Here is a 22,572-nt window from a genome sequence, read left to right on the forward strand (position 1 = left end):
AATTTTGCACACGATGCAAGAACGTTGGCTCAAAGAAGCAAAAGCCTTTATTTTCAGTTACCATTTCAGCAACGGCCTTCGTACAACCTTGAGCGTTGTTGTCCCCTCTGTTATTTTTGCCGCCATAGGGCAGCTGAGCACCGGGATAGCGATATCGATGGGTGCCTTATGTACTGCCCTTGCGGATGTTCCCGGTACTATCATTCATAAACGGAATGGATTGATCATCAGCACCGTGCTGATCTTCCTGATCGCTTTGGGAACGGGCATTCTGCTGCCTTACATGCCCCTGCTGACGATCCATGTAGCGTTTTGCAGTTTCTTTTGCTCTATGCTGCTGATCTATGGCAACCGGGGTGGGAATATAGGCATCGGGGGTTTGCTGGTGATGGTGAGTATCATGGCGGAACAGTACACTTCCTGGCAAATGGCGGTGCAAATTTCCCTGCTTACCCTCAGTGGCAGTATATGGTATGCCCTGCTTGCCCTATTATTCTGGCAGATCAGGCCGTATTTGACCGTACAGCAGACTTTAGGGGATTGCATTCAGCAAACAGCCAGTTACCTCCGCAAAAGGGCTAATTTCTACGAAACAGACCTCGATCTCACGGAAACCTATAAGGATGTATTTGCCCAGCAGGTGCTCGTGAATGAAAAACAGGAAGCGGTGCGGGAGCTGTTGCTTAAAATGCGTTCCGCTCAACAAGGCACTACCAGTATCAGCAAAAGCATGGTACTCATCTTCCTGGACCTGGTGGATATGTACGAACAGATCATGGCCTCCCAGATCGATTATACCTCCCTGCAAAAACGCTTTGCCGGCACTACGGTGATCGCTCAACTGCACCATACCATCCTGCAATTCTCAGAAGAACTGGACAACATAGGCATCGCAGTATCAGCTGGTTTGCGCTCTATGCCTAAAGTGAATTTAAAACTGGAACTGGAGAAGGCGCGTAAGGAATTCAAGGCCTATCAGGCCAGCCTGCCCTCCCTGAAGGAACGGGCAGACCTCATCCCTTTTGAAAGCATCTTCGATAACCTGCAGCATATTACCCAGCGGATGTATAACATGCATCGCCTTACCCGGCTGGAAAGAGTGAAGGAGGCGAACTTCGATCATCAGCTGGAGCTTTCTAAATTCACTACGCGGCAATCATACGATATCACTACGTTCCGTAATAACCTTACTTTCAATTCCCATATCTTCCGGCATGCTGTTAGAACAGCGGCAGCCATGGTGGCGGGGTTGCTTTTGGGCCAGGCGCTTCAGCTCAGCAGGACTTACTGGATCCTGCTCACCATTATGGTGATCATGAAACCTGGGTTCAGTCTTACTAAAACGCGGAGTTTTCAGCGGATCATTGGTACTTTGATCGGGGCTTTCTTTGCGGCGGGTATCCTCTATCTCACGAAAGATGATACGGTTATCTTCTGCGTGATGCTGGTTTGTATCCTCGGTGCTTACAGCTTTCAGACCTACCATTACATCACCAGCGTGGTGTTCATGACACCCTTTATCATTTTCCTGCTGCATTTTCTGCATCCGGCGGATTTCGATAATCTGACGAACAGGGTGATTGATACGGTGATCGGTGGTACTATTGCTTTCGTGTTCAACTATGCCTTCTGGCCTAGCTGGGAGTACAAGTTCTTGCCGGAATATATGATCAAGGCTATTACTGCCAATAAACAGTACCTGCAGCAGGTGACCAATCTCTACACAGATAAACCCTTTAGTCTTGGGGCTTATAAACTGGCTCGCAAGGATGTACATGTAAACACAGCCAACCTTACTGCTGCTTTTCAGCGGATGCTATCGGAGCCGAAGAGCAAACAGAAACATGGTTCAGAGCTTTATCATTTCGTAGTACTAAGTCATTCATTATCATCGCATATTGCGCAATTATCTGCATATGCACTGCAACATCATCTGGAATATAAAAGGCCGGAATACAAGGATATTCTCCTCTTCCTTCTTACCATTATGGATCAGATAGAGCAGTATGTAGCCATAGGTGCTATTATGGCTGACCCGGAAACGCCGGCTGCTTTTCAACGCCTGGAAGAGAGGCTGGAGCATCTGTTGGAGGTGAGGCAGCAGCAGATCAATGATGGGCAGGGGCATACAATTGAGAGAGAAGAGATGCTGGAGATCAAACATGTCAGGGATCAGTTTCAGGCGTTGTTTACTGTTTTGAAGGATATGAAGAAGGCGGCGGTGCATGGAGCGGAGATTGTGGAGGGGTGATTTTTTGCAGGGCGTTTGCCGCGCAGCAAAGGGCGGTTGTTTTTTGTTTTAGAGGAGTTTCCTTTATTTAGAAAGCACCTTTTTTGAAGATGTGAATTGGTATTTTTTTCTATAGAGAAAAACAACGGCCTTTGCTATTCAGCAAAGGCCGTTGTTTTTTATTTTAGGGGTGTCCCCTTTATAGGAAGCACCTTTTTTGAAGATGGTGAATTGAATCCTTATATAAAAGGCACTAAATGAAATAAGAAAAAGAACTCCGCCCTTTGTTGCGCGGCAAAAGCTTTACTCCTCCGAAATCACCCCAAACTGATCCGTTACCGGCTTCAGGGCTTTTAGTACCATATCAAACCATCCGGGGCCGTATTGGGCGTAGTAGGGCATAAAGTTCTCTTTACGCTCCTGGAGGGAATTGCCAGGGAACAACCGCTCCTTTAACTGGCGGATCTGCTCTGTCTGCCAGGCAAACTTCTTCTTCTCGGCCCGCAGGAATTTATGCTCTAGTTTGCCAATGGATTTTAGGGCGCGGGTGCGCTCTCCGTTTACGGTGGCTATTAAAGTAACATCTATGGTCTTTGCTTTTTCTTCGAGTTCATTGAACAGCTTTTCTACTGCTGCATATTCTTCCCGAAGTACTAAGGCTGCGTTGGTGTGTTCGTGCACGAACTTGTTCACCAGCAGCTCTGTATCCTCAAACAGGCCTTCTGTGCTGATGCCCAGCTTCCGCTGACGGTCATGCAGGTCCTTTTTGATCCAGAGGAAAGAGTTGCGTAACAGGATTACGGGGTATGGTACTTTATGGTGCTGGAAGAGCGCTTTTAGCTCTAACCAGTAGGCTACCTCTCCGCCACCGCCAATGAAGGCAATATTCGGTAAAATGGTTTCCTGTAATATGCCACGAAGGATCACATTTGGGCTGAAACGCTCCGGATGTGTATACAATTCCTGCTTTAATTCTTCCCCGGTAAACGACAACGATGTGTGTAGTATCTTCCACACTTCCCCATCTTTAACAATCCTTTCACGCTTATCCTCAATGAGATAAAAAAGATTTATTTCCCTCGGGGTCGCCTGAACTTTATAATGTTCTGCTAATTTTTCGATGGTTTTGCCTACGATCGAAGCAGAACTTTGCTCCCATAGCTCCTGCTCCATCACCGGAATCAGCTGTTGCTTAAATGCCGGATTGTCAGGTATCAGCACTACCAGCCCGTAACAGCCGAAAAGGTCATTTACCAGGCTGAGGGTAGCTTCCTGGATGGTTTTATGACCCAGATAGGCCTTTTCCAGCATAGCCACCAGATTAGGGCCATGGGGCTCAAATCCTATGGAATCTGCTATTTGTTTGATCATTTCGGCCAGTCCGGTTGTGTTCATCCTGCCTACGGCGCCTTTCTGATCCGTATCCCAGGTAAGGGTTTTACCCCCCAGCTGGATGGATCCCAGTTCGTCCAGATCCGCATCTTCACTGCCCATATAATAGACCGGAACGAAGTGGTTCTTAGGGTACTTTATGGCCAGGTCCCGGGAAAGCTTGATAGTTTGTAGTATCTTGTAGACGAAATAGAGATACCCTGTAAAGATATTAGGCTGATGAGCCGTACAGATCGTAAAAGTATTGGTGGCCTGTAGCAGGCCTATATTCGCCCTTACTTCCTCCCGAATTTCTACCCCTTGGTACTGTTTATATAAGGCTTCGGCCAATATATCCCTGCGCAATGGCTGCATGGATTTCGCATGCATGGCTTTATCGAAATCAGGATTCACCTGTATATACTCGTAAAAAGAGCGCAGTGGTGCGCGGCCTGTCAAAAAATCCGCAATGATCGGACTGCAGAACCCCGTTTCCGTAAATGGCAGGTAATGATGACATATTACCGGTTGTATATGATTGATCAACTCTTCGAAATTTGGATGCACGAATTTAGGGAATTTGATGCACCCGCTTTTAGAAACTTGTTGACGAGGTTCTACAACGGATGGCTGGTAAATCTGGCAGCGAATTTGTAAAATGATATATGTCCTTGAAAGCACATAACTGCTCTTCCTCCCCTATATCTCTTTTTTGTTTAGCGTTTGTAAATAATATTATCTCATTATGAAGATAGCCTATATAGCCTCGTATTTTCCGCGGGAATGCGGAATAGCAACGTTCACTGAGCATCTCATTCGTGCGATCTCTAATGAACAGGACTCAACAGCACCGGAAGTATCTGTAATCGCGATGAACGATGAGGGGCAAACGTATGATTATCCTCCGGAAGTTACGTTCACCATCCGCCAGCAACACATGCAGGATTACCTGGATGCAGCGGATCATGTGAATGAAAGCGGAGTGGATTTCGTGATGGTACAACATGAGTTTGGTATTTTCGGTGGCGAAAGCGGCGTGTATCTGCTCCCGTTCCTTCACCGTTTAAAGGTTCCTTACCTCGTTACTTTCCATACTGTACTGAAAGAATCTTCTTTCATGCAAAGGATGGTGGTGAAAGAAATTGCACAACATGCCACGAAAGTGATAGTGATGAGTAACCTCGCCATTAATTTCCTGGTGAACCTTTACGATATAGAAGAAGACAAGGTGCTGATGATCCCGCATGGCGTACCTGATTTTGAAAAGTTAACGATCGATGCTGCCATTCTTCCGAAGGTGTTACGTGAACGCAAAGTACTCTTCACCTTCGGTCTGCTGAGCAGGAATAAAGGAATAGAGACGGTGATACAGGCGCTCCCCGCTGTGATCAGCAAACATCCTGATGTATTATATGTAGTGGCAGGTAAAACCCATCCCGGCGTGTTGCGCCATGCCGGTGAAGAATACCGGGATTATTTAAAAAGCCTTATTACAGAACTTGGTCTTGAAGATCATGTGATGTTCATTGATAAGTTCCTAACGGAAGATGACCTGTTTGCTTACCTGGTGCACAGTGATATTTATATCACACCGTACCTGACCGAAGCGCAGATCACCAGTGGTACGCTCACTTATGCGATGGGTGCAGGCGCCGCTGTATTATCTACTCCTTACTGGTATGCAAAAGAATTACTGGCAGAAGGCCGTGGCCGTCTCTTCGGTTTTTCCCAGCATATAGAACTGGGCAATATCATTACAGAGTTACTGGATAACAGAGAGCTGCTGGAAGGTCTGCGTGAACGTTCATTGAATTTTGGAAAGGGATTGCAATGGAGCAGAATGGGTGCCCGTTACCGCCAGGTAGCACGCAGAAGACTGAGCAATCCGCCACCAACGGTGATGACCACACGTAATCTGCCGGATCCATCTATGTTGCAGCATTTAAATCTCACCCATATCCGCCGTTTAACGGATGATACGGGGATCATACAACACGCCAAGTTCGGCATCCCCAATCTGAAAGAAGGTTATTGCCTGGATGATAATGCCCGCGCGCTGATGATGACCCTTATGGCTCACCCGCACCGCCCGAGCAAAGAGATCCTGGACCTCTTGCCTATCTATCTCAGCTTCATCCATTATATGCAATTGCCGGATGGCAACTTCCGGAACTTCCTCAGCTTCAGCCGCCAATACCTGGATGAAGTAGGGTCTGAAGATTCCTTTGGCCGTACCATCTGGGCACTGGGATACCTGATCCGCTTTGCGCCTAATAATTCCTACCGGGAATTTGCGCAGGAGATGTTCCATTCCGCTACACGGCATTTTAAAGACCTGGAACATTTCCGCGGCCGCGCCAATGCGATCATCGGTGTTTGCCATTACCTGCATTATCATCCTTCAGACGAAAGACTGTTTGTGGCATTGCAAACCCTCATCCAGCCTTTGATGGATGGCTGGGCAAAGAATAGCAATGACCAATGGCAGTGGTTTGAAAAAGATATGACCTACGATAACGGGATCCTGCCGCTGGCATTACTGCAGGCAGCAGAGATCACAGGTAATGAAACCTGGAAAGAGGTTGGTTTGCAAAGTCTCACCTTCCTGGAAAATCTCACTATGAGCCACGGTTACTTTACACCTGTGGGTAATGAAGGCTGGCATTGCGAAGGCGGGGACTGCCCTTTGTTTGATCAGCAGGCAATTGAAACAATGGCCATGGTGCTTTTGTATCAGCAGGCCCATGCTGTAACCGGCAACAGAACATACCTGCAAAGGATGTACACCTGTTACAAATGGTTCCTGGGAGACAATGCACTACGCCTCTCTTTATATGATACGGAAACACATGGTTGCTGCGACGGGCTGGAAGCAAGAGGTCTCAACCGCAACCAGGGTGCAGAAAGCACATTAGCTTATTTCATTTCACACCTCAGTGTACTGAAGAGCTGTGAAGCCATACCCAAACCAGAGAAGATCATCAAAACGGCTGTTATTTCAGCAGGAATGGTAAGTAAGATCATTTAGACAGTAGATATGAAGATTGCAATACTCTCCCCCGTAGCCTGGCGTACTCCGCCGGAGCACTACGGTCCCTGGGAGCAAATGGCCTCTAACGTAGCGGAAGGGCTGGTAGACCATGGTTGGGACGTAACACTCTTTGCCACGGGCAACTCGCAGACCAAAGGTACGTTGAAGGCCATTTGTGCTACAGGATATGAAGAAGACAAAACACAGGACGCCAAAGTAATGGAGTGTATGCATATCAGTTACCTGATGGAACAGGCGGCTGATTACGACATCATTCACAATCATTTTGATTTTCTGCCCCTCACCTATTCCCGGCTGATCAAAACGCCCATGGTCACCACCATTCACGGCTTTTCTTCTGAGCAGATCATCCCGGTGTACAAGCGGTATAACGACATCAATCATTATGTATCCATCAGCAATTCAGACCGCCATGCGGAACTGAATTATGCAGGTACGGTATACAATGGCATCAACCCGGCGGGTTTTGATTATAACGAAACACCGGATGATTACCTCCTGTTCTTCGGCCGCATCCATCCGCATAAGGGTGCGCATGATGCTATCACGCTAGCAAAGAAAACAGGTCATCGTTTAGTCATTGCCGGTATAGTACAGGACGAAGGATACTTTAAAGAGAAAATAGCGCCGCATTTAGATGGCGAGCAGATAAAGTACATTGGCCCCGCAGGCCCGGCAGAGCGTAATGCTTTATTGGGAAAAGCGAAAGCATTGTTGCATCCTATCTATTTTGAGGAGCCGTTTGGTTTAAGTGTGGCAGAGGCCATGATGTGCGGCACACCCGTGATCGCTTACCGCAGGGGTTCTATGCCGGAACTGATCATCAACGGAGAAACCGGTTACCTGGTGAATGACCTGAATGAGGCAGCGGAGAAAATAAAAACGCTGCCCGAAATAAGCCGGGCAGCGTGTAGAAAATGGTCTATGGAACAATTCAGTATGCAAAAGATGGTGAAGGATTATGTGCGGATCTATGAATCGCTTAACCTTCTTTGATCTTTTCCAGCAGTTTGGCCAGGTTTACCGTAGCAAAAGAAGAGGCGTAATCAGATAAACCATAAGGGATGATCAATTCATCATTATGGATCAGTGAGCCGCAGGAATACAGTACATTGGGTACATACCCTTCTCTCTCATCCTTATTGGGAACGATCAGCGGTTCCTTCAACCGGCCCAGTTCAATGGTCGGGTTTTCCAGATCCAGCAGCGTCATACCCAGGCAGTAAGTACGCATGGGCCCCACACCGTGTGTGAGCAGCAACCATCCTTCCGGTGTTTCTATCGGAGAGCCGCAATTCCCTATCTGCACAAACTCCCAGGGATACTTAGGTGTTTGCAGGATCTGCGGGTTCTCCCATACATTTATCTTATCGGAATACATGATGTAATTGTTGATCCCGTCTATGCGGGATACCATGGCGTATTTGCCATTGATCTTACGCGGGAACAGCGCCAGGTTCTTATTCTGTGCGCCTTCTCCATACAGCGGCATGATCTTGAAACTGTAAAAGTCACGCGTTTGCAGCAGTTTGGGCTGAATGGTAATACCATCAAATGCTGTGTAAGTAGCATAATAGGTAACCCCGCTTGTATCCCCGGTGTACTTCACAAACCGTGCATCTTCTATCCCCCTGCTTTCTGCTTCGGAATAAGGGAAGATCACCCGGTCAGAAATATCGGTATCCAGTGAAAAGTTAATGTCGTAGTAAGAATCTCCCAGCCATAACAGCCGTTCCAGGTTCCTTTTCAGCAAATGATCCACCTGGTAACGTTGCTGCATTTCCCGGATGGCCTGTTTCAGGGCCACATACTCAAAGGTATCCTGCAACATGCTCTTGATCTCGCTGAGCACAGAATCCGGCAGCCTGATGGAAACAGCATTCTGGAAAAACGTTTCCTTGTGGTAAACAGCATTACGGATGATCTCTGGTTCATCCACATAATTACCGGCTGGCACAAAGGTTACATCGTTGTTCCTGTCTATCAGGCCACGGCGGAAAACAATGGAAGAAACGTGCCCTTCCCCTACTGCGCGGAAACTCATGATCACCCGTTTTTCGCCATCTTCCAGTCCGCTCTGATCCACATCCTCCACAATGGAAGGATTAAAGAAAGCGGCGGATTCAATAGAGAATTCATTGGTGAAGAAGGAACCGATCAGCAGTTTCTTTTTATATTCTACTGTGCTGTAATCAATGTTCAACGCCAGGAAGAGATTACGCAGCTTCTCTGCATGCCGTTCAAAAATGCGGGTGATGTTACGATGACGTTTGGAGAAATCCCTTAGTATAGGCGTAATGGTAATATCTACTTCTACTTCAGACATTTCCAAAACCTTCAAAATAATTCCTTTCGCTCTTGCATCCCCGTTAAAAAAAAACCGTGCTACCACGCGTTTAAGGTCCGGGGTGATCTTTGTTGCCTGTCTTTCGATAGATAATCGCATATACTTGGTTTAATCAATAACAAATCAACCCGGTGGCCTATGCGAGGCATTCAAAACCATCCGGGAGTACCGCACCTTTCTTCACAACTACAATGCCATCTTTCACGGTGTACTTTTCAAAATCTCCATCTGCCATATGCTTGCCGCCATTGATCCTTACGTCGTTTCCAATGCAGGCATTTTTATCAATGATGGTATTATTAATAAAACAGCGGTCCCCAATGCCGATAGGCGGGCGGCCTTTACTCCGTGCGTTATTGATCTCATCCAGCGTCTGGTAAATATCATTCCCCATCAGGTAACTGTTACTGATGGTAGTGCCTTTGCCAATACGGGTACGGATGCCCACTACACAACGCTCCAAACGACTGGCATTAATGATGCAGCCATCTGCTATCACCGTTTTCTCCAATGTAGTACCGGAGATCTTGGCTGGTGGTAACATACGGGCGCGGGAGAAGATCGTTTTATGGTCATCAAACAGGTTGAACTGCGGGATATCGTCTGTGAGGCCAAGATTGGCTTCAAAGAAGGAAGAAATGTTCCCGATATCTGTCCAGTAACCTTCATATTGGAAACTGAGCACCTTGTGCTCGTCAATAGAATTAGGGATGATCTCTTTGCCAAAATCTGATGCTTCCGGCGAAGCGGCCAACAGGTCAAATAATAACTGTTTGTTAAAGATGTAAATACCCATGGAAGCCAGGTACTCCCTTCCTTCTCTTTGCATTTCCGGGCTTACAACAGATGACCAGTCCGGCAAAAGTTCCTTCTTTGGCTTCTCTATAAATGAAGTGATGAAGTTCTCCTCATTTGTTTTCAGGATGCCAAAGTCCGTAGCATCCTTTGCATTCACCGGGATGGTGGCAATGGAAATATCTGCGCCATTATCAATATGGTGCTTGATCATTTCCCGGAAGTCCATCTGGTATAGCTGGTCCCCGGAGAGGATCAGCGCATATTCAAACTCAAAATTCTCCAGGTGGCGCAGGGTCTGGCGTACAGCATCCGCAGTGCCCTGGAACCACGTAGGGTTGTCAGGCGTCTGTTCTGCAGCCAGGATATCTACAAAAGCTTTACTGAAATGAGAGAACTGATAAGTGTTTTTGATATGCTTGTTGAGCGAAGCAGAATTGAATTGCGTCAGCACGAAGATACGATGCAGATCGGCATTCAGGCAATTTGAAATGGGGATATCCACGAGGCGGTACTTCCCTGCTACGGGTACTGCGGGCTTGGAACGGCTGCGGGTCAGCGGGTACAGCCGCGTACCGGCTCCTCCCCCAAGGATGATTGAGATCACTGCGTTAGACATAACGTATATTTTATTTTAGGCTGGTATATAGATCTAAGTATTGTTGCGCTGCTTTATCCCAGGAATGATCCAGCTGCATGATCGTTTTCCTGATCTTTGAAAATTTGGTTTTGGTGTGGAATAATTCCAACGCCCTGCTGATAGCGTGACACACATCCCCCACGCTGGCATGATAAAAACGGATCCCAAAACCATCTTCATCGCCAAAGTCGATGACGGTATCTTTCAGGCCGCCTGTAGTACGTACAATGGGTATTGTGCCGTACCGCATGGCGTACATCTGGTTGAGGCCGCAGGGTTCCACGCGGGAAGGCATCAGTAAAAAGTCGGCTCCTGCATATAGCTGATGAGACAACGTCTCATTATAACCAATGTAAACGTTAAAGTTTTCGCCGGCATATTGCCTTGTTTGCTGCAACATCCATTCCGTATGTGCATCTCCGCTGCCTAAGATCAGAAAATTTAATGCACCGGGGTTTTCAAACAGGGAACGGCCGATGATCTCCGGCAGCAGGTCTGCTCCTTTATCACCTACCAGCCTGCCAATGAATACGAACAAAGGCAGTTCAGGATCCAGTTTGAAGGTTTCGCATAAATGCTGCTTATTTGCCTTCTTTCCTTTCAGCTGGGTGCTCGTGGTGTACTTTGCCGCGATCATGGTGTCTTTGCCGGGGTTCCATACTTTGTCGTCAATGCCGTTCAGAATCCCTGTGGCTTTACTCCTTTCTGTGCTTAGCAGTGCTTCCAGTCCGTTGGCACTATGGAAGAGTTCTTCCATATAACTGGGCGAAACGGTATTTACCCGCCAGGCGCATTTGATAGCAGAGGCCAGTGGGTTGATACTGCCGCCCCAGTCCAGCATGCCGCTCTTCCAGAGGTCGAAGGAAGGAATGAGGAATAGTTTATCCCATCCAAACTGGCCCTGGTATTGTGCATTGTGAATGGTGATCACAGTAGCAATATCCCGCAGCCTGCTGTATTTGTAACCGAAGCGGACGAGGAAAGGGATCAGGCCGGCATGATGATCGTGGCAATGGATCACATCCGGTTGATGCTGCCATTCATTGAGCCAGTCCAGCACCGCTACCTGGAATGCCAGGAAACGTTCTGTGTCATTCATGTATCCATACACACCGGGGGTATCCAGTAAACCCGGGATATCCACCTGGTAAAGATCAAAGCCCAGTTCATTGGAGTCTTCTTTCCATACATTGAAATGAAACCATGCATGCCCCAGCCATAAACCGCCCTGGTGCACCAGTTCATAAGTATGTGCTTCCCGGAACGCCGTGCGGTATGCGGGCATCACTACTTTGGCAATTGTTCCTGCCTCCTGCTGATATTTGGGCAGGGCGCCCACTACATCGCCCAAACCACCTACTTTTGCCACCGGATAACACTCCGCGCTTACGTGTAAGATCTCCATGCTTTTAATATTCGTTTATAATTTAAACCGGAAAAGCCAGATTACAAAGGGATGGCTAAAATATTGATAAACAAAGATCAAATGGTACACTCTCAGTTGGTGAAAATATAATACTTTAACAACATGCAATTCGGACGCTTAGACCTGGCCTTATTAAACGACATCGACTTCAAACTCCCTGCAGAACCGGTTTTCAACCAGGGTGTGCTGTCCGGCAAGCCGGCATTGAAGCCTTCCTTTCATCTCGGCGCCACCAGCTGGAACCGGAAAGACTGGGTAGGCAGTGTTTTTCCAAAAGGCACCAAAGAAAAGGATTTCCTGGAAGTATATGCCAAACATTATAACAGCGTGGAGTTAAATGCCACGCATTATAAGATCTATCCGCCGGAAACTATCCGCAAATGGGCAGAGAAAGTAAAGGGCCGTGATTTCCGCTTCTGCCCCAAATTCCCGCAAAGTATTAGTCATTACAGCAACCTGGTGAATACTAAAGAACCTACCACGGCTTTCCTGGAAGGCGTTGCCGCTTTTGAAGAACACCTGGGGCCTATCTTTTTACAGGTAGGCGAGCAGTTCTCTCCTGCCCGCAAAGATCAGCTCTTTAATTACCTGGCTTCCCTTCCCACCGATCTTACCTTCTTTGTGGAACTGCGCCACCCGGAATGGTTCATCAACCCGGTGGAACTATACAATACGCTCCGGCAGCTGAGTATTGGCCTGGTGATCACAGATACCGCCGGGCGGAGGGATTGTGCGCATATGCACCTCCCCATTCCTAAAGCATTCATCCGTTTTGTGGGCAATGGTTTACATCCTACAGATTATGTACGGGCAGATGATTGGGTGAACCGCCTGCACTTCTGGCTGGAAAACGGGCTGGAAGAGATCTATTTCTTCCTGCACATGCATGATGATGTGGCAGTCCCGGAAATGAGCATTTATCTCGCAAGCAAGCTGGAAGCGGCTTCCGGGCTTAAACTGACTAAACCTGTTATTCACCGGGATAATACACTCTTTTAAGTCACGCGTTTAAATATTATTTTCGCACCATTATGATCAAGCGTGAAAAGCTGGTACAGCTGAGCCGGGAATTACGGGGTGAGCTGTACCTGGATGATACAATGCGTACCCTTTATGCCACTGATGCTTCTGCTTACCGCGAAATGCCTTTGGCAGTAGCTATCCCGGAGGATACTGACGATATCAAGACCCTTATCCGGTTTGCCCGGGAACATAAGACTTCCCTGATCCCGAGAACAGCGGGTACCTCGCTGGCCGGTCAGGTGGTTGGAAATGGGATCATTGTGGACGTATCGAGGAAATTCACGTCCATCCTGGAGATCAATACAGAGGAACATTGGGTACGGGTGCAACCCGGCGTGATCCGCGATGAACTCAATTACTTCCTGAAACCATACGGCTTTTATTTTGGACCGGAAACATCTACCGCCAACCGCGCTATGATCGGCGGGATGGTAGGGAATAACTCCTGCGGTTCCAATTCTGTGGTATATGGCAGTACCCGGGAGCATCTGCTTTCCGTGAACACCATCCTGAGCGATGGGTCTGAAGCTACTTTCTCTACCCTTTCCCCGGATGCATTCCATGCAAAATGTGAAGCAACAGACGATAGCCTGGAAACCACCATTTACCGGCAGATCAGGAGAACACTGGGCAATGCGGATAACCAAAGTGAGATCCGCAGGCAATTCCCCAAACCTTCCATCCTGCGCCGGAATACAGGTTATGCGGTGGATATGCTGCTGGAAAGCGCTCCTTTCACGGCTGGCCAGGAAGACTTTAACTTCTGCAAACTGATAGCAGGTTCAGAAGGCACCCTCGCATTTCTGACAGAGATCAAACTGAATATATCCCCGCTGCCGCCAAAGGAAACAGGATTGATGTGTGTACATTTCAACTCCATCGACGAATCCCTGCGGGCCAATATCATTGCCATGCGCTTTAAACCCAGCGCCAGCGAGTTGATAGATCATTACATACTGGAATGCACAAAAGATAATATCGAACAAAGCAAAAACCGCTTCTTTGTACTCGGTGATCCCGGCGCTATCCTCGTGGTAGAGTTTTGCAGGGATAACCGGGAAGAGATCACGGCTATTGCCAACCAGATGAAAGCAGCCATGGAAGAAGCCGGTTTAGGCTATCACTTCCCCCTGCTGTTTGGTGACGATACCAAAAAGATCTGGACGCTGCGTAAAGCAGGTTTAGGATTACTCAGCAACCTGCCCGGCGATGAAAAGGCAGTGCCGGTTATTGAAGATACTGCGGTAGCGGTGGAAGACCTGCCTGATTTTATTGCAGACTTCAATGAAGTATTGAAGAAACATAACCTGTACGCTGTGCATTACGCGCATGCAGGTAGTGGGGAAATTCACCTTCGCCCAATCATCAACCTGAAAACAGTAGAAGGCAACCAGTTATTCAGGACTATTGCGGAAGAGATAGCCATCCTCGTAAAGAAGTACCATGGCTCCCTCAGCGGAGAACATGGAGATGGCCGTTTGCGTGGTGAGTTCATTCAGCAGATGATCGGTGAAAAGAACTACCAGTTATTAAGGGAAGTAAAATATACCTGGGACCCGGAGAATATCTTCAATCCGCACAAGATCGTAGATACGCCTTCCATGAACAGCTTCCTGCGTTACGAACCAGGCAAGAAAGCGCCGGACCTGAAAACGGTATTCCATTTTCCGCAGCAGACCATCCTGCAACACGCAGAGCAATGCAACGGTTCCGGGGATTGCCGCAAAACAGAACTGAGCGGCGGCACCATGTGCCCGAGTTACATGGCCACCCGCAATGAAAAGGATACTACCCGTGCAAGGGCTAACATCCTCCGTGAATTCCTCACACATTCTACTAAAGAAAATAAGTTTGATCATAAAGAGATCTATGAAGTATTAGATCTCTGCCTGGCTTGCAAGGGCTGCAAATCAGAATGTCCTTCCAATGTGGATGTGGCTAAACTGAAGATGGAGTTCCTGCAGCATTATCATGATGCGAATGGCGTGCCCATGCGTACCTGGCTGATCGGTAACTTCCGGATGATGACCAGCCTCGCTGCCATTACACCCGGCATTTACAACTGGCTTGTTACAACACCGTTCACTTCCAAACTGATCAAAAAGATCATTGGCTTTGCACCAGATCGTTCCATGCCTACGCTGGAAAAGAAAACATTGCGGAAGTGGCTGCGTGAAAATCCGCAACAGGGTGTGCAAACACGGAAAGTACATCTCTTCGTGGATGAGTTCACCAATTACAATGATACCTATGTTGGTATCAAAGCGGTGAACCTGTTGCGCAAATTAGGATATGAAGTGATCCCGGTGGAACATCCGGAAAGTGCGCGGGCCTTGCTTTCTAAAGGATTCTTAAGAAAAGCGAAAGTGATCGCGGAAAAGAACGTGCGTTTATTCAGTAACATCATTACAGGAGAAGCGCCTTTGATAGGTATAGAGCCTTCCGCCATCTTAAGTTTCAGGGATGAATACCCGGACCTTGTAGGAGAAAATCTGCGCGATACCGCTAAGATGCTGGCGAAGAACGTACTGCTGATCGATGAATTTATTTCCAAAGAGATTGACCTGGGGCATATCAAAAAAGATATGTTCAAAGGCAGCAAACAACATATTAAACTGCATGGACATTGCCAGCAGAAAGCATTATCCAGTGTACTGCACAGCAAAAAGATGCTGAGCCTGCCGGAGGGTTATACCGTAGAAGTGATCCCTTCCGGATGCTGTGGCATGGCGGGATCTTTCGGGTATGAGAAAGAACATTTCGAGATCTCTGCCCAGATCGGGGAACTGGTATTATTCCCTGCAGTGCGCAGTGCTGAAGAGGGAACGCTGATAGCAGCACCGGGCACCAGTTGCAGGCATCAGATCAAAGATGGTACCGGTGCAAAAGCAAAACACCCGGTTGAAATATTATATGAAGCATTGGTTTAACCAATGCTTCTTCTTTATTTTTTCAGAAAGAACTTACCGCCTGTAGATCCCCAGGAACCTATACGCCAGATGCCGGCTAAGCTGTCCGGCTTGTGCAGGATTGCCTGTAAGGAAAAAGTGCTGGTAGAGCCACGCACATAGGTATATTCACCAAACAGTTCCCCGTTCTTCAGGCTATAGATACCATGCGCCATTAATGATGCATCTTCCTTACGGCCGTCGTATACGGTCATGGTACCGTTATCTCTAAAATCGATCGTATACATGGCAGTGAGCGGACCGAATGCGGTATCGCCCGGATCAGGTGAATTTATATTACCGTATCTGCCCTGCCAGGTACCAGAGAGTAATTTGGGCTTTGCGGGGTCTTTTTTGCAGGCTGTAAAAATGACTAAAAACAGGCATAATTTCCTAAACATCAGAATGGGGTTTAATTGGCAAAATTACGTGTATCTGCATGTTACGCCACTCACATAAATATGTGAATTAGACGAACAATTCCGCCGGGGGGACGTTAATATCCTGAATATGAACCCATATATCCTACTAACATGTTTAATAGCCTGTACCCCGGCTATTGCACAATCCGGAGAACTGAGCCTGGCTGATTGTTTCCGCATAGCCAGGAATAAGAATCTCGCGGTAGAGCAGGCCCGACGCTCCCTGCAGGCCAGGCAGTACCAGCTCAAATCAGAGCAAAGCACCTACTTCCCGAAAGTTGATCTGCTGGCAGGGTATAATTATCTCAGCAGGCCCATCGAGATCAACCTGCAACAGGTGAAGAATGGTATTGTAGAAGGATCATCACAACAAAGCGTATCCACCGCCAATTCCGTGTACCAGCAGATCACCGGCAATCCGCTTCCCCAACCTGTGCAGGAAGGGATCTATAATACTACCAAAGGCATCATCAATACGGTTTATCCCAATTATAATCCACCGCTCAGCAAACAGCAATACTTCACCGCCGCATTGGGTTTGCGGCAGCCCATTTATCTCGGCGGCAAACTCGCCACCGCCCGTGATATTGCAAAAGCAGAATATGAATCCGGCATCGTGAATGTGGAACTGGTGGAAAAGCAAATGGACTTCTTATTGGCTGCCGCTTACATACGTGTGTTATATCTCAATGCGGTATTACTTTCCCAGGAAAGGATCGTGGCCTCCATGGAACGCAATGAACGTTTTGCTACTTCACTGGTGGATAATGAGATCATACCGCCTTATCAAAGGAACTGGGCTACTGTTGCACTTACTTTCGCACGCTCCCGCCATCAAAACCTCGCATTGGAAAAGATCAATTCCATGGTGGAACTGAAACGCCTCATGCAATTACCACAGGATACGGTACTCACCATCACGGATACACTGCATTATAAACAACTGAATGCTATCTTTCCTCCGGCTGAATTCTATAAAGGCAATCCTACTTACAAAGCAGTAGCCAGTAAAACGGCGCTTGCAGAAAGTACGGTGAAAGCCAGCAAATCACTTTCACTGCCCAATATCTTTGGTATTGCCAGCCTCAATCTTTATCAACGCGATCTTCCCATCACCACACCGCCCTGGCTGGTAGGCGTGGAAATGCAATGGACGCTGTTCAGCGGATTCTCTCATCAGAAAAAAGTAAAGGCCACGCAGTTACTGGTAGACGAAGTAAAGATCGCCACGGATAATACACAGGCTATGCTGGAAGCAGGCGCCGCAGTAGTAAGGAATAAAGTAACAGTATTGGAAAGGGATATGCAATCCCTCTCACAGGCCAGAGAACAGGCACAGCTCACCACAGCACAGATACAGGAAAGATTATCCAACCAGCTCTCTTCCGTGAAAGATGTAAATGATGCGCTGCTTTTAGAAGAAGAAATAGGCAAAGCTTATTACACCGCGCTGTTCGGCTACCTGCTGGCAGCTGCGGAATATTATAACATTCTTGGAACACCTCAACAAATCACTACGCTGCTACAATGAAAAAATTCTTCTCACAATACTGGGCATTGCTCATCCCCGTCATCATCCTGCTGATTGCGCTCCTGTTCCTTATGCGCAACCCTTCCAGTAATGAGAACACTTTCCTGGGTATGGTGGATGCTTCCTATGTAGACGTAGCCGCAGAATTCCCCGGCAGGCTGGATACGCTGCTGGTAGAAAGCGGCGACACGGTAAAACAAGGCCAGCTATTAGGCGTATTAAGAACCACAGAGATCAATGCCATCCGCCGCCAGGCAGAGGCCGCTATAGAAGCCGCATCCTCACAGGTTAAATTATTGCAAAAGGGCGCGCGGCCGGAGATCATCAAAAATGCAGGCAACCTCTACAACATTGCACAGGAACAATATAACCTCGCACAGAAAACATACCAGCGCATGGAACGCCTGTATAACGACAGCGTGATATCCGGCACAGAAAAAGACCTCATCTATTTTAAATTCCAGGCTGCAAAAAAAGAAATGGAAATTGCCAGGCTCAACCAGGAAATGCTGGAAAAAGGCACGCAACCGGAGATCATCCAAACCGCCGCTGCTATCTTAAAACAGGCGGAACAAGGATATGAACTCACCAAAGCACTCACAGATAACACACGCATCTACGCACCCGCAGATGGTATCATTTCTTCCTTAGTGATCCATGAAGGAGAGATCGTGAGCATTGGTTATCCCATGATGACATTGCAGAAGAACTTATCTTATTTCATCCGCTTCAATATCCGGCAGGATAAAGCCGGTGCTTTACCGCTGGGTGCCAAAGCCCGCGTGAAAGCACCGGGCTGCCAGCCGGAAGAGTTTGAAGTATATGTTTCCGCCGTAGCGCCTTCCCTGGAATTTGCCAACTGGGTACCGGTGAAAGAGAAAGGGAAATTTGAACTGCGCACTTTCACTGTAGAATGCAAACCTGTTGATGTAACCGCTATACAAGGCCTCCGGCCGGGTATGACCGCAGCCCTGATAATGCCATGATAAAGGCCCTCGCACAGATCACCCTGCGGGAATGGAAACGCATTCTCACCCGCCCGGAGCATAACCTTGTGCTGCTGGTGATCCCTCCCCTCCTTTTCTTTTTCTATGCATTCATCTACAACAAACAACAGGCAGAAGATCTGCCCGTTGCCATCTGGGATGAAGACCACTCCCCCATTTCCCGGCAGATCACTTTTCTGCTGGAACAAACGGCCAGTATTCACATCACGGAACAGGTAGGCAGTCAGACGGAACTGGAGCAGCGTATGCAAGAGCAAAAGATCATTGGCGCTATTCATTTTCCTAAAGGCATGGAAAGGGATATTAAAAGTCGCCATCCTGTGAGTGTTACTATTTATACCAATGCGGCTTCTCTTGTGCCGGGGAAATTGATTTATAAAGATGCCTCTACTGTGATCATCACGGCAGGCTCCGGCGTGAACCTGCAAAAGTTCATGAAGACCGGCATGCCTGCAGAGAAGGCCATGGCACTTATTATGCCGGTGAGCCTCACCGTATATCCATTATACAATCCTACTTATAACTACCAGCATTACCTCGTACCCGGCCTGATCACGGTGGCGTTGCAAATGATGATCATCATGGTGGCGGTGCTGATCATTAACCAGGAATGGAAAGAAGGTACGATGGAATCCCTGCGGGTTACTGCTTCTGGTAGCGCAGGGTTGATCATTACGGGTAAAACCATTGCACACCTTACTACCTCCTGGGTGAACTTTGTGTTGATGACGGGGGTGATCTTTCCCTTCTTTTCTTTAAGCCATCCGGGCACGCTGCCGCAGTTATTCCTGTTATTCAACTTACTATCACTGGCCTGCATCGGTATTGGCCTGATGGTTTCTGTGATAGCGAGTGATGTGATGCTGTCGCTGGATGCGGGGTTGTTCTATACTTCGCCGGCATTCGTGTTCAGTGGGTTTACATTTCCCCGCTGGGGGATGCCCTGGTATGATCAGTATTATGCCAGCCTGATGCCTTATACGCCTTTCCTGGATGCTTTCTTTAAGCTCTATTTCATGGAGTTGCCTTTGCGGTATGCCATGCCGGAGATCACGCGGTTATTACTTTTCATCGGCTTTACTTTTTTCATTGCTGTGTTCTTTTTACAGATACGGTTGAATAAATCAGTGAGATATGCGGCAGTTTAGATCTTTATTACTCCGCGAGGTGCAGCTGGTGGCTAAAGACCATAGCCTGCTGCTTACACTCCTCATTGCACCTTTGCTATACGCCTTCTTCTACGGCAGTATTTATTCCTACAAAACAGAGGAAGAAGTGCCCATTGCTGTAGTGGATGAAGATCACTCCGGCTTATCCCGTTTAATGATCCAACAGATCAATAATACACAGATGGTGCAGGTTGCTACTATCACTGATCTTTCCAGTGCCAGGGAAAAGATGTTGCGTGGAGAGGTGCAGGGGTTTTTATACATTCAGAAAGGGATGGAGAAAAAGGTACTGTCCCTGCAGCAGGCGGATATGGTATTAGCGGTGAATGCTGCGCGCTTTCTGCCTTCCAGTGATGTGATGGGGACTATTACGCAGGTGGGGTTAACTGTGGGGGCTGGGGTACGTTTGCAGTACCTGCAAAAGAAAGGGATGAATACGGAGGCTTCTATGCAGGAAGTGATGCCCGTAAAGCCGGATTTCCGGCCGCTTTTTAATAACAGAACGGATTATGGGACTTTTCTCCTGCCGGGGTTATTGGCTATGATCTTGCAGCAGACTTTGTTATTGGGTTTGGCTGGCGGAGTTGCAGCGGAAAGGCAGAGAGGGGGTGTTTTTTTTGAGAAAAAAAAGGGGCCCTCTTTTCAGGAAAAAACTGGGGCCTCTTTTGAAAAGAAAACCCCTCCCAAAATAAAAAACCCATCTCTGGGCACTTGGATGCAGGTTGCCGGAAAAAACCTCTCCATAGCCCTCTACGGCAAAGGCCTCTTCTACTTCATCCTCTTCAGCTGTTACGCCTTCTTCTTCCTTACCGTCAACTTTGGCGTGCTGGACCTCAAACTCCTGGGTAATCCATGGGAGCTTGCCATTGTTACCGCATTATTCCTGCTATCCCTCATCCCCATGGGCGTCTTCATAGGCCTGTTATTCCGTTCACAACTATTATGCACGCAGCTGATGGCTTTCAGTACTTATCCTATTTTCCTCATCACCGGTTACACCTGGCCTATTCAGCAACTACCGGATGCTTTGAAAGTAGTTTCCGGGATACTGCCTATCACACCTTTTCTTTCCTTATACCAGGGTATCGTACAACAAGGCGCACACATTTCAGACCGCCTCCCGGAATTATTCCATCTCATTGCCCTCTGGCTTTTTTATACCTTTATCTGCTTAATTAAAATGAGGAAGCTTCAATCATGAGATCAAAAGCAGGCATACTGATCACACTCATGCTCGGAACCATCATGGCAGCTATTGATTCCAGCATTGTAAATATATCCCTCCCCGTTATGCAGGACCAGTTCAACTGCCGCCTGGACGAAGTACAATGGGTAGTTACCGCCTATATGATGGCTTTCTCTGTATTCATGCCGCTCACCAACTGGCTCAAAGACCGTATTGGGTTCTTTGCCCTGTATGTTATGAGCCTCAGCATTTTCACCTTTGGTTCCCTGTTATGCAGTTTATCCACCAGCCTGGAATGGCTCGTGATCAGCCGCGTGATACAAGCCATTGGCGGCGGCGCCCTCACCCCCACGGTGATGGCTATACTCAGTTTTGTATTCCCTGCCAATGAAAGAGGAAAGATGCTCGGATGGTGGGGGCTCGGTGTTGTACTCGGCCCTGCATTAGGTCCTACATTGGGCGGCATCCTCACCCAACACCTGGGATGGCCTTCCATCTTTTACATCAATGTGCCCATTGGTTTGGCAGCCATTGGCATGAGCTTCCGGTACATGGGTTTCCTGCGTTCGCAAAAGAAAGTACAGTTGCCTTTTGATACCCCCGGTTTTATCATGCTCACTATTTTCCTGGTCACCCTGCAACTGGGTATTTCCAGGCTGCAAAAAGACAGCGATACGCTTTGGGGTTTCATCGCCTACTTTGCCGTGGCGTTAATATCTATTATCGGGTTCATCATCTGGGAAAGGAAACGCCGCAACGGCATCTTCGATATCCGGCTCTTTGCCAATGTGCAGTTAGTATCTGCGCTGCTGGTTACTTCCGCGCGCTCGGCCGCTTTATTCGGTGGTGTGTTCCTCCTGCCCTTTTTACTCCAGCGCCATATGGGTTATGAAGAAATGCAGGCCGGTTTACTGCTCCTGCCCGCCTCTTTAACACTGGCTATCATGATGCCCCTTTCCGGCAGATGGGTAGATAATCATAACCCACGTGCGATCATCGTAACGGGCCTCGTTTTACTGATCACGACCATGATCCTTTTCGGCAGGCTGGACCTGGGCAGCAGCACTGCCATTATCATCACCGCCATGCTGATCCGTGGTATTGGCCTGGGCTGCCTGGTAACCCCGCTCACCGTATCTGTGGTGAATTCCGTGAAGCCATCTGATGTCACACAAGCCGCAAGTCTGAACAGCCTTGTGTTGCAGGTAAGCGGCGCGGTAGGCGTGGCCATTTTATCCGTTGTACACCAGCGCGTGCATGAACACTTTGTGGGGAAAGGTTACCTGGAAGCAATAGCAGAACACCAGGCACTGCAATATGGATTTTATGTGGCGGCAGGATTACTGGCGCTGGCCATGTTTCCGGCCTTCTTCCTTTCGCCCCGGAAAGCAGCTAAAGTAGCAGAGGTGCCCGTAGCCTAAAAAA

General features: G+C 48.0%; 15 protein-coding genes. 10 read left to right on the forward strand and 5 right to left on the reverse strand.

The genetic code is table 11. The features are described from left to right. Positions 1-13: 13 nt before the first annotated feature. Positions 14-2,251 carry an FUSC family membrane protein gene (locus tag GFS24_RS07235; protein WP_153658902.1) on the forward strand — a complete coding sequence of 746 codons (2,238 nt, stop codon included), beginning with the start codon at positions 14-16 and terminating at the stop codon, positions 2,249-2,251. 282 nt (positions 2,252-2,533) lie between these two features. Here GFS24_RS07235 and bshC read toward each other — a convergent pair whose 3' ends face one another. Then, on the reverse strand, positions 2,534-4,168 hold the full coding sequence (gene bshC, locus GFS24_RS07240) for a bacillithiol biosynthesis cysteine-adding enzyme BshC (RefSeq protein WP_153658903.1): 1,635 nt from the start codon (positions 4,166-4,168) through the stop codon (positions 2,534-2,536). Between the two features lie 178 nt (positions 4,169-4,346). On the opposite strand from bshC, the gene GFS24_RS07245 reads away from it, so the two are divergent. Together GFS24_RS07245 and GFS24_RS07250 are read left to right on the forward strand one after the other, a co-directional pair. Continuing rightward, the gene (locus GFS24_RS07245; protein WP_153658904.1) at positions 4,347-6,629 is read left to right on the forward strand and encodes a glycosyltransferase family 4 protein; all 2,283 of its coding nucleotides are present in this window, start codon (positions 4,347-4,349) and stop codon (positions 6,627-6,629) included. 9 nt (positions 6,630-6,638) lie between these two features. Further along, complete coding sequence (locus tag GFS24_RS07250; protein ID WP_153658905.1) at positions 6,639-7,649, forward strand: glycosyltransferase family 4 protein; 1,011 nt, start codon at positions 6,639-6,641, stop codon at positions 7,647-7,649. Here GFS24_RS07250 and GFS24_RS07255 read toward each other — a convergent pair. Genes GFS24_RS07255 through GFS24_RS07265 form a run of 3 tightly spaced genes read right to left on the reverse strand, consistent with a single transcriptional unit; the run spans position 7,636 to position 11,840 of the window. After that, positions 7,636-9,099 (reverse strand): glycoside hydrolase family 130 protein, encoded by a 1,464-nt coding sequence (locus GFS24_RS07255; protein ID WP_153658906.1) that lies wholly within the window; start codon positions 9,097-9,099, stop codon positions 7,636-7,638. The two genes, GFS24_RS07250 and GFS24_RS07255, sit on opposite strands and share 14 nt — an antisense overlap. A gap of 37 nt (positions 9,100-9,136) precedes the next feature. After that, a complete protein-coding gene (locus GFS24_RS07260; protein ID WP_153658907.1) occupies positions 9,137-10,414 on the reverse strand; it encodes a glucose-1-phosphate adenylyltransferase in 1,278 nt (425 codons plus the stop codon). A gap of 10 nt (positions 10,415-10,424) precedes the next feature. Then, positions 10,425-11,840, reverse strand: coding sequence for a glycogen synthase (locus GFS24_RS07265; protein WP_153658908.1), 1,416 nt, complete (start codon positions 11,838-11,840; stop codon positions 10,425-10,427). A gap of 123 nt (positions 11,841-11,963) precedes the next feature. Between GFS24_RS07265 and GFS24_RS07270 the strand changes: the two genes are divergently transcribed. Then, entirely contained in the window at positions 11,964-12,860 is an 897-nt protein-coding gene (locus GFS24_RS07270) for a DUF72 domain-containing protein (protein WP_153658909.1), read from the forward strand. Between the two features lie 32 nt (positions 12,861-12,892). Next, positions 12,893-15,814, forward strand: coding sequence for an FAD-binding and (Fe-S)-binding domain-containing protein (locus GFS24_RS07275; RefSeq protein WP_153658910.1), 2,922 nt, complete (start codon positions 12,893-12,895; stop codon positions 15,812-15,814). Positions 15,815-15,828: 14 nt separating this feature from the next. Here GFS24_RS07275 and GFS24_RS07280 read toward each other — a convergent pair whose 3' ends face one another. Next, positions 15,829-16,233, reverse strand: a complete 405-nt coding sequence (locus tag GFS24_RS07280) for a hypothetical protein (protein ID WP_153658911.1) — start codon at positions 16,231-16,233, stop codon at positions 15,829-15,831. Positions 16,234-16,342: 109 nt separating this feature from the next. Between GFS24_RS07280 and GFS24_RS07285 the strand changes: the two genes are divergently transcribed. The 5 genes from GFS24_RS07285 to GFS24_RS07305 are packed head-to-tail and all read left to right on the forward strand — an operon-like array spanning position 16,343 to position 22,568. After that, positions 16,343-17,785 carry a TolC family protein gene (locus GFS24_RS07285; RefSeq protein ID WP_153658912.1) on the forward strand — a complete coding sequence of 481 codons (1,443 nt, stop codon included), beginning with the start codon at positions 16,343-16,345 and terminating at the stop codon, positions 17,783-17,785. Continuing rightward, a complete protein-coding gene (locus GFS24_RS07290; RefSeq protein ID WP_153658913.1) occupies positions 17,782-18,771 on the forward strand; it encodes an HlyD family secretion protein in 990 nt (329 codons plus the stop codon). Before GFS24_RS07285 ends, GFS24_RS07290 begins: the two co-directional genes overlap by 4 nt. Then, the gene (locus GFS24_RS07295) at positions 18,768-19,940 is read left to right on the forward strand and encodes an ABC transporter permease (RefSeq protein ID WP_153658914.1); all 1,173 of its coding nucleotides are present in this window, start codon (positions 18,768-18,770) and stop codon (positions 19,938-19,940) included. The genes GFS24_RS07290 and GFS24_RS07295 overlap by 4 nt, the downstream gene beginning before the upstream one ends. After that, complete coding sequence (locus GFS24_RS07300) at positions 19,927-21,162, forward strand: ABC transporter permease (RefSeq protein ID WP_153658915.1); 1,236 nt, start codon at positions 19,927-19,929, stop codon at positions 21,160-21,162. The genes GFS24_RS07295 and GFS24_RS07300 overlap by 14 nt, the downstream gene beginning before the upstream one ends. Then, on the forward strand, positions 21,159-22,568 hold the full coding sequence (locus GFS24_RS07305) for a DHA2 family efflux MFS transporter permease subunit (protein WP_153658916.1): 1,410 nt from the start codon (positions 21,159-21,161) through the stop codon (positions 22,566-22,568). The genes GFS24_RS07300 and GFS24_RS07305 overlap by 4 nt, the downstream gene beginning before the upstream one ends. Positions 22,569-22,572 lie beyond the last annotated feature (4 nt).

The sequence above is a fragment of the Chitinophaga sp. SYP-B3965 genome, assembly GCF_009647655.1.
Lineage (GTDB): Bacteria > Bacteroidota > Bacteroidia > Chitinophagales > Chitinophagaceae > Chitinophaga.

Excerpts from the sequence above, each read along its gene's own strand:
- GFS24_RS07270 (WP_153658909.1), top strand. The coding sequence starts at position 11,964 with ATGCAATTCGGACGCTTAGACCTGGCCTTATTAAACGACATCGACTTC.
- GFS24_RS07250 (WP_153658905.1), top strand. The coding sequence starts at position 6,639 with ATGAAGATTGCAATACTCTCCCCCGTAGCCTGGCGTACTCCGCCGGAG.
- GFS24_RS07245 (WP_153658904.1), top strand. The coding sequence starts at position 4,347 with ATGAAGATAGCCTATATAGCCTCGTATTTTCCGCGGGAATGCGGAATA.
- GFS24_RS07265 (WP_153658908.1), bottom strand. The coding sequence starts at position 11,840 with ATGGAGATCTTACACGTAAGCGCGGAGTGTTATCCGGTGGCAAAAGTA.
- GFS24_RS07285 (WP_153658912.1), top strand. The coding sequence starts at position 16,343 with ATGAACCCATATATCCTACTAACATGTTTAATAGCCTGTACCCCGGCT.
- GFS24_RS07255 (WP_153658906.1), bottom strand. The coding sequence starts at position 9,099 with ATGCGATTATCTATCGAAAGACAGGCAACAAAGATCACCCCGGACCTT.
- GFS24_RS07300 (WP_153658915.1), top strand. The coding sequence starts at position 19,927 with ATGCGGCAGTTTAGATCTTTATTACTCCGCGAGGTGCAGCTGGTGGCT.
- GFS24_RS07295 (WP_153658914.1), top strand. The coding sequence starts at position 18,768 with ATGATAAAGGCCCTCGCACAGATCACCCTGCGGGAATGGAAACGCATT.
- GFS24_RS07275 (WP_153658910.1), top strand. The coding sequence starts at position 12,893 with ATGATCAAGCGTGAAAAGCTGGTACAGCTGAGCCGGGAATTACGGGGT.
- GFS24_RS07235 (WP_153658902.1), top strand. The coding sequence starts at position 14 with ATGCAAGAACGTTGGCTCAAAGAAGCAAAAGCCTTTATTTTCAGTTAC.
- GFS24_RS07260 (WP_153658907.1), bottom strand. The coding sequence starts at position 10,414 with ATGTCTAACGCAGTGATCTCAATCATCCTTGGGGGAGGAGCCGGTACG.
- GFS24_RS07280 (WP_153658911.1), bottom strand. The coding sequence starts at position 16,233 with ATGTTTAGGAAATTATGCCTGTTTTTAGTCATTTTTACAGCCTGCAAA.
- GFS24_RS07290 (WP_153658913.1), top strand. The coding sequence starts at position 17,782 with ATGAAAAAATTCTTCTCACAATACTGGGCATTGCTCATCCCCGTCATC.
- GFS24_RS07305 (WP_153658916.1), top strand. The coding sequence starts at position 21,159 with ATGAGATCAAAAGCAGGCATACTGATCACACTCATGCTCGGAACCATC.